Genomic DNA, 6,702 nt, shown 5'->3' with positions numbered 1-6,702 from the left:
CCCCACCGTCAGCGCTGCGCGCTGCCACCTCCCCCGAGGGGGGAGGGTTTTAGCCGCCGCCGCCGTGCTGACTCTCCTCGCCGCCCCCGCCGCCGCACAGGACAAGACGCCGCCGTACTGGGCGTCGATCGCCTCGGGCGAGGCGATGATGCGCACCGGGCCGGGCAAGAACTACCCCGGCGTGTGGCTGTACAAGCGCCGCGACCTCCCGATCCGGGTGGTCAAGACCTACCCCAATTGGCGCCTGATCGAGGATCCCGACGGCACCAAAGGCTGGATGCTGGTGACCCTGCTCAGCGACCGCCGCACCGCGATCGTCAAGCCCGGCCAGCCGCGCGCGATCCACGCCGAGCCGGCCGATACCAGCCGCGTCCGCTACCGCGCCGAGCCCGGCGTGGTCGGCCGCATCGAGAAGTGCGCCAATGGCTGGTGCCGCATCACCATCGCCCACCGCGAAGGCCATATTCGCATCGCCGACATCTGGGGCGTCGGACCGGGGGAAACCATCGAATAATCTCCCTGTAAAGAGCTCTTGACAGTCAAGAAGTCTTTACACATGCTGGCCGGATGGAGAATCGGGTCAAGCCGCATCGTGAAGCGCATGGCTGGAGCCAGGGCGAGCTGGCCCGCCGGCTCGGCGTGTCGCGCCAGACGATCAACGCCGTCGAGACCGACAAATACGACCCGAGCCTCCCGCTGGCGCTGCGCATGGCGACTTTGTTCGCGGTGCCCGTCGACCAGCTGTTCATCGACCATTGGGAGCAACCGCAATGACCCAGCCTGTCCCCGCCGCCGCGACCGCGAACCGGCCCAAGTGGCGCAAGACCGCGCTCCAGATGATGCTTGGCGCGCTGACCGGCGCGGCGGTGACCTACGGGCTGCTGACCGCGGTCGGGAGAACGGGCTTCGAGCTCGACGACCCGTCGCGGGTGGTGGCCCTGGCCGCCGGTATCGTGTTCGCCTTGATGGGGCTGGTCGTCGCGCTCGGAGCCATGGCGCCTGGCCCGGGCGCGCACTTGCTCAATGTCGAGGACGCCGACGAACTGCGCGAGCAGCGGCGGCCGCTGTGGCGCGGGTCGATTGTCGCGATGCTGGTCGGAACCGCGCTGCTCGCGCTGGCGCTGGCCGCGGTCGAGGGGTCGCCCGGGATCGTCGGCGGGGACGCCGCGGCGATGATCGTCGCGGCGTGCATCGCCGGCATCGCGGTGCTCGGCTACGCCGGCCGGAACGACCAGGACGAGTTGATGCGCGCGGTCGCCCGCGAGGCATCGGCGCTGGCAATGCACGTAACGCTGATCCTGTTCGGCATTTGGGCGGCGTTCGCCCATCTCGGCGATCTCGCATGGATCGAGCCGCTCGGCCTGCTCGCCGGGTTGCTGGCGATCGAGCTGGCCGCGATCATGTGGGTCAGCGCCCGCAAGGGGCTGCTGCGCCCGCGCTGAACGGCAACTGGTCCGGCGGCGCTAGGCGTCGCCCCGCCGGACCAATCGCAGAAATATTACATTGTCAGCGGCACGTAGGCTGTGCGCTTGATTGCCAGTTTTTCGCCCTTATCGCTGGTGGTCTCACCCGACTCGCCGACGGCCAGCTTCGGATCCGACCAGCAGTCCTCGCCTTCCTTGGTCATCGCGCTGGTGAAGCAGGCCTTGCCGTCCTTCATCACCACCGTGCCGTGGTCGATATGCTCTTTTCCCGAATTGACGATGTAATTGCCCTTGGCGTCGATCGACTCCTGCATCGGCTTGCCGTCTTCAGTAAACTCCCAGGTCGTCTCGTTGATTTGGGCAAGAGCGGTGCCGGCGGCGTTGGCGTCGACGGCATTGGCGTCGGCCGCGACATTGGCGTCGGCGGCGGCGTTGGCGTCGGGCTCGGCGGCGGGCTGCTGCGAACAGCCGGCGATGGCGGCAACCGCCGCAAGCAGAATCAATGAGCGCATGGATCGTCCTCCCCTGTTGGTGACGGGGCCGTAACAGGAGTCGGGAACGCTAGCGAGTCCGCGTGGCGGTCACACCAGCTCGACCGCCACCGCCGTCGCCTCGCCGCCGCCGATGCACAGCGAGGCGATGCCGCGCTTGAGGCCCTTCTGCTTGAGCGCGCTGACCAGCGTGACGAGGATGCGCGTGCCGCTGGCGCCGATCGGGTGGCCGAGCGCGGTCGCCCCGCCGTGGACGTTGATCTTGTCATGCGGGATGCCGAGGTCCTTCATCGCGAACATCGCGACGCAGGCGAACGCCTCGTTGACCTCGACCAGATCGACCTCGCCGACCTTCCACCCGGCTTTCTCGAGCACTTTGTTGATGGCGCCGATCGGGGCGACGGTGAACTCGGCCGGCTCCTGCGCGTGGGCGGCGGTGGCGACGATCCGCGCGACCGGGGTCAGCCCGGCGGCCTTGGCGGTCGATTCGCGCGCCAGCACTATCGCTGCGGCGCCGTCGGAGATCGACGACGAGGTCGCGGCGGTGATCGTGCCTTCCTTGGCGAACGCCGGCTTGAGCTGCGGGATCTTGTCCGGGCGGCCGCGGCCGGGCGCTTCGTCGGTGTCGACCAACGTCTCGCCGGCGCGTGATTTGATGGTCACCGCGACGATCTCGTCCTTGAACCCGCCGTTATCGATCGCCGCCTTGGCGCGATTGAGCGACTCGATCGCGTAATCGTCCATCTGGCTCCGCGTCAGCTGGTATTCGTCGGCGGTGCATTGGGCAAAGCTGCCCATCGCGCGGCCTTCCTCATAGGCGTCCTCGAGCCCGTCGAGGAACATATGGTCGTAAGCGGTGTCGTGGCCGATCCGCGCGCCCGAACGGTGCTTCTTGAGCAGGTACGGGGCATTAGTCATCGATTCCATTCCGCCGGCGATGATGTAATCGGCATTGCCCGCGGTCAGCGCCTCGTCGCCCATGATCACCGTCTGCATGCCCGACCCGCACACCTTGTTGACGGTGGTCGCCTGGACGCTCTTGGGCAGCCCGGCCTTGATCGCCGCCTGGCGCGCGGGGGCCTGGCCGAGGCCGGCGGGGAGCACGCAGCCCATGTAGATGCGGTCGATGTCGGCGCCATTGACGCCCGCCCGCTCGACCGCCGCCTTGACCACGGTCGCGCCGAGGTCGGTCGCGGAGGCATCGGCCAGCGCGCCCTGCATCGCGCCCATCGGGGTGCGGGCATAGCTGAGGATGACGGTGGGGTCGGTGGTGGGGGTGCTGGCCATGGGTGTTTCCTGCGTGTTGATCCGTTCATCCTGAGTAGCCGGTGAGCCTGTCGAACCGGCGTATCGAAGGACGGTCCTTCGATACGGGTCTTCGGCTTCGCTCAGCCCCTACTCAGGATGAGCGGGTGGTGGACGAGTGTTGCAGCGCACATAAGCGTCCCGGCGCGCTTGTCCAAGCCTCTCGGCCAATGCTTGCGCCAAGCCGAACAGGAGCCCCGCGCATGTCCGACCCCGGCCTCGATTTCGACCTCGGCGAGATGGCCGACACCATCCGCGACACCACCCGCCGCTTCGCCGCCGACAAGATCGCGCCGATCGCCGCGGAGATCGACGAGAAGGACGAGTTCCCGGTCGCCTTGTGGCCGCAGATGGGCGAGCTCGGCTTGCACGGCATCACCGTCGAGGAGGAATGGGGCGGGCTTGGGCTGGGCTATCTCGAGCATGTCGTGGCGCAGGAGGAAGTGGCGCGGGCATCGGCCTCGGTCGGCCTGTCGTACGGCGCGCACTCCAATTTGTGCGTCAACCAGATCCGCCGCTGGGCCAATGACGAGCAAAAGCGCAAATATTTGCCCAAATTGATCTCGGGCGAGCATGTCGGCGCGCTGGCGATGTCCGAAGCGGGGGCCGGCAGCGACGTCGTCTCGATGAAGTTGAAGGCCGAAAAATCGGGCAACGGCTACCGCCTCAACGGCACCAAATTCTGGATCACCAACGGCAGCCACGCCGACGTATTGGTGGTTTATGCCAAGACCGGCGAGGGCAGCCGCGGCATCACCACCTTCCTCATCGAGAAGGGCATGGACGGTTTTTCGGTCGGCCAGAAGGTCGACAAGATGGGGATGCGCGGCTCGCCCACCGCCGAATTGGTGTTCGAGGACTGCTTCGTGCCGCCCGAGAACGTCATGGGCCCCGAGAACGGCGGGGTCGGGGTGCTGATGAGCGGGCTCGACTATGAGCGCACCGTGCTTGCCGGAATCCAGCTCGGGATCATGCAGGAGTGCCTCGATACGGTCCTGCCCTATGACCGCGAGCGCAAACAGTTCGGCCAGGCGATCGGGAGCTTCCAGCTGATGCAGGCCAAGGTCGCCGACATGTACGTCGCGCTCAACTCGTCGCGCGCCTATGTCTACCAGGTCGCCAAGTCGTGCGACGCCGGCCAGACCACGCGGTTCGACGCGGCGGGCGCGATACTGCTGGCGAGCGAAAACGCAGTCAAAGTCGCCCTCGAGGCGATCCAGGCCTTGGGCGGCGCCGGCTACACCAAGGACTGGCCGGTCGAGCGCTATTTGCGCGACGCCAAGCTGCTCGACATCGGCGCCGGCACCAACGAAATCCGCCGCATGCTGATCGGGCGCGAGCTGATCGGGGCGTGAGCGCGGACGCCTTCACCTTTTATTGACCCGAATTGGCATAATCTCGCGGCGGCTTTGATGACGAAACGGGTGGCGTGATGCGCGGCTGGAGCTCGATACTGATCGCATTCTTCCTCCTCGCGCTGGCCTATTGGTCCTATGCCGCGAGCGGGTTGGGGTCCTCGACCATGGCGTTCGGCGCGGCGGGGGCGGTGTTTTTCGTGCGCGGCGCGTATGGCCTGTCGGCGCGCGAAGCGGGCGACGCCGGCGATACCACCGCGATCATCGAATTCGTCACCAACCCGGCCGGGGCGATCGTCGACAGCGCCACCGACAAGCTCGGCGACTGGCTCCAGAGCGACGACAAGAAACCGGCGGCGGACGCGGCGCCGGAGCAGCCCAAGTTCGACCCCGATGCCGCGCTCGCGCGCTACCTCGAGAATCGCGCTCCCGCGCCGGCCGCCGCCGCGCCCGAGGCCGCCGCCCCGCCGCGCGGCTTCGGCCGCAAGGGCCTCGCCTGACGCGGTCACTCCCGCCGTCTTTGCGCCGGCGTGGGGCCATGCTAGCGCGGCGGCAATGGACCGCCTCCCGCACCGCCACCTGACCACGCTGACGCTCGCCGTCGATTTCCCCGGCATCCTCGCCATCGGGAAGACGCTCGCCGGCCACCGCGCCATCGCGCCGATCACCGGCGGGCGGTTCGAGGGCGAGCGATTGTCGGGCGAGGTGCTGCCCGGCGGCAGCGACTGGCTGACCACCCGCGCCGGCGGCTTCGACATCGACGTCCGCCTCGCTTTGCGCAGCGACGACGGCGCCAATCTCGCAATGTCGTACCGCGGCCGCTTCCTCGCCGACGACGACACCATGCGCCGCTTCCGCCAGGGCGAGCAGATCGAGCGCGACTCTTATTCGGTGCAGGTCGTGGCGAGGTTCGAATCGGGCGACGAGCGTTATGCCTGGCTCAACGACGCGATCGTGGTCGGCGTCGGCGAGCAGACCCCGTCGGGCCCGCGCTACACCATATTCGAGATCGCCGCATGAGCGCGCCGCGCATCGACAGCAAGGTCGACCTCGCCGGGGCCGAGTTCGCCGCCCGCGCCGCGCACAACCGCGGCCTCGCGGAAAAACTCCGCGCCGATGTCGCGGCGGCCGCGCTGGGCGGCACCGAAAAGCATCGTGAGCGCCACGCCGCGCGCGGCAAATTGCTTCCGCGCCAGCGCGTCGAGCGGCTGCTCGATCCCGGCTCGCCGTTCCTCGAAATCGGCCAGCTCGCGGCATGCGATTTGTACGACGGCGAAGTCCCCGGCGCGGGCATCATCGCCGGCATCGGGCGCGTCTCCGGGCGGCAGGTGATGATCGTGTGCAACGACGCCACGGTGAAGGGCGGCACCTACTACCCGCTGACCGTCAAGAAGCATTTGCGCGCGCAGGAAATCGCCCAGGCCAACCGCCTGCCGTGCGTCTATCTGGTCGATAGCGGCGGCGCCAATTTGCCGCACCAAGCCGAGGTATTCCCCGACCGCGATCACTTCGGCCGGATTTTCTACAACCAGGCCAACATGTCGGCGCAAGGCATCGCCCAGATCGCCTGCGTGATGGGCAGCTGCACCGCGGGCGGCGCCTACGTCCCCGCGATGAGCGACGAGAGCATCATCGTGCGCGACCAGGGCACCATCTTCCTCGCCGGCCCGCCGTTGGTCAAAGCCGCGACGGGTGAGGAGATTTCGGCCGAGGATCTCGGCGGCGGCGACTTGCATGCGCGCAAATCGGGCGTCGTCGACCATCTCGCCGAGAATGACGAGCATGCGCTGACCATCGTCCGCGACATCGTCAGCCATCTCGGCGGCGAAGCGGGGGCGGGGATCGAGCTGCGCGAGCCGCGCCCGCCCCACTACGATGCCGAGGAATTATACGGCCTGATCCCCGAGGATGTCCGCGCTCCCTACGACGTGCGCGAGATCATCGCGCGGATCGTCGACGGCTCCGAGCTCCACGAGTTCAAGCCGCTCTACGGCAGCACGTTGGTGTGCGGCTTCGCGCACATCTGGGGCATGCCGGTGGCGATCCTCGCCAACAACGGCGTTTTGTTCTCCGAAAGCGCCGTGAAAGGCGCGCACTTCATTGAGCTCGCCTGCCAGCGCCGTATTC

General features: G+C 67.9%; 9 protein-coding genes. 7 read left to right on the top strand and 2 right to left on the bottom strand.

All coding sequences use genetic code 11. The annotated features are described in order from the left end of the window. From RMP08_RS09865 to RMP08_RS09855, 3 genes are all read left to right on the top strand, one after another. A partial coding sequence (locus tag RMP08_RS09865; protein WP_310468825.1) for an SH3 domain-containing protein occupies positions 1 to 514 on the top strand: 514 nt, incomplete at its 5' end. Positions 515 to 567: 53 nt separating this feature from the next. Continuing rightward, entirely contained in the window at positions 568 to 774 is a 207-nt protein-coding gene (locus RMP08_RS09860) for a helix-turn-helix transcriptional regulator (RefSeq protein ID WP_310468824.1), read from the top strand. Continuing rightward, positions 771 to 1,442: a hypothetical protein gene (locus RMP08_RS09855; RefSeq protein ID WP_310468823.1), complete on the top strand. Its 672-nt coding sequence runs from the start codon at positions 771 to 773 to the stop codon at positions 1,440 to 1,442. Before RMP08_RS09860 ends, RMP08_RS09855 begins: the two co-directional genes overlap by 4 nt. Before the next feature lie 56 nt (positions 1,443 to 1,498). Here RMP08_RS09855 and RMP08_RS09850 read toward each other — a convergent pair whose 3' ends face one another. Together RMP08_RS09850 and RMP08_RS09845 are read right to left on the bottom strand one after the other, a co-directional pair. After that, positions 1,499 to 1,936 (bottom strand): hypothetical protein, encoded by a 438-nt coding sequence (locus RMP08_RS09850; RefSeq protein ID WP_310468822.1) that lies wholly within the window; start codon positions 1,934 to 1,936, stop codon positions 1,499 to 1,501. Between the two features lie 69 nt (positions 1,937 to 2,005). Then, on the bottom strand, positions 2,006 to 3,202 hold the full coding sequence (locus RMP08_RS09845; protein WP_310468821.1) for an acetyl-CoA C-acyltransferase: 1,197 nt from the start codon (positions 3,200 to 3,202) through the stop codon (positions 2,006 to 2,008). Between the two features lie 221 nt (positions 3,203 to 3,423). Between RMP08_RS09845 and RMP08_RS09840 the strand changes: the two genes are divergently transcribed. From RMP08_RS09840 to RMP08_RS09825, 4 genes are all read left to right on the top strand, one after another. Next, on the top strand, positions 3,424 to 4,575 hold the full coding sequence (locus RMP08_RS09840) for an isovaleryl-CoA dehydrogenase (RefSeq protein ID WP_310468820.1): 1,152 nt from the start codon (positions 3,424 to 3,426) through the stop codon (positions 4,573 to 4,575). Between the two features lie 77 nt (positions 4,576 to 4,652). Further along, complete coding sequence (locus RMP08_RS09835) at positions 4,653 to 5,075, top strand: hypothetical protein (protein ID WP_310468819.1); 423 nt, start codon at positions 4,653 to 4,655, stop codon at positions 5,073 to 5,075. A gap of 55 nt (positions 5,076 to 5,130) precedes the next feature. Next, the gene (locus RMP08_RS09830) at positions 5,131 to 5,595 is read left to right on the top strand and encodes a DUF3237 domain-containing protein (RefSeq protein WP_310468818.1); all 465 of its coding nucleotides are present in this window, start codon (positions 5,131 to 5,133) and stop codon (positions 5,593 to 5,595) included. Further along, positions 5,592 to 6,702 (top strand): carboxyl transferase domain-containing protein (locus RMP08_RS09825; protein WP_310468817.1); only part of this gene is annotated, 1,111 nt, incomplete at its 3' end. The genes RMP08_RS09830 and RMP08_RS09825, both read left to right, overlap by 4 nt.

This window comes from Sphingomonas sp. (assembly GCF_031426035.1).
In the GTDB taxonomy this organism is placed as follows: domain Bacteria; phylum Pseudomonadota; class Alphaproteobacteria; order Sphingomonadales; family Sphingomonadaceae; genus Sphingomicrobium.
This window is presented reverse-complemented; position numbering and strand designations above follow the sequence as displayed.

Excerpts from the sequence above, each read along its gene's own strand:
- RMP08_RS09860 (WP_310468824.1), top strand. The coding sequence starts at position 568 with ATGGAGAATCGGGTCAAGCCGCATCGTGAAGCGCATGGCTGGAGCCAG.
- RMP08_RS09855 (WP_310468823.1), top strand. The coding sequence starts at position 771 with ATGACCCAGCCTGTCCCCGCCGCCGCGACCGCGAACCGGCCCAAGTGG.
- RMP08_RS09850 (WP_310468822.1), bottom strand. The coding sequence starts at position 1,936 with ATGCGCTCATTGATTCTGCTTGCGGCGGTTGCCGCCATCGCCGGCTGT.
- RMP08_RS09845 (WP_310468821.1), bottom strand. The coding sequence starts at position 3,202 with ATGGCCAGCACCCCCACCACCGACCCCACCGTCATCCTCAGCTATGCC.
- RMP08_RS09840 (WP_310468820.1), top strand. The coding sequence starts at position 3,424 with ATGTCCGACCCCGGCCTCGATTTCGACCTCGGCGAGATGGCCGACACC.
- RMP08_RS09835 (WP_310468819.1), top strand. The coding sequence starts at position 4,653 with ATGCGCGGCTGGAGCTCGATACTGATCGCATTCTTCCTCCTCGCGCTG.
- RMP08_RS09830 (WP_310468818.1), top strand. The coding sequence starts at position 5,131 with ATGGACCGCCTCCCGCACCGCCACCTGACCACGCTGACGCTCGCCGTC.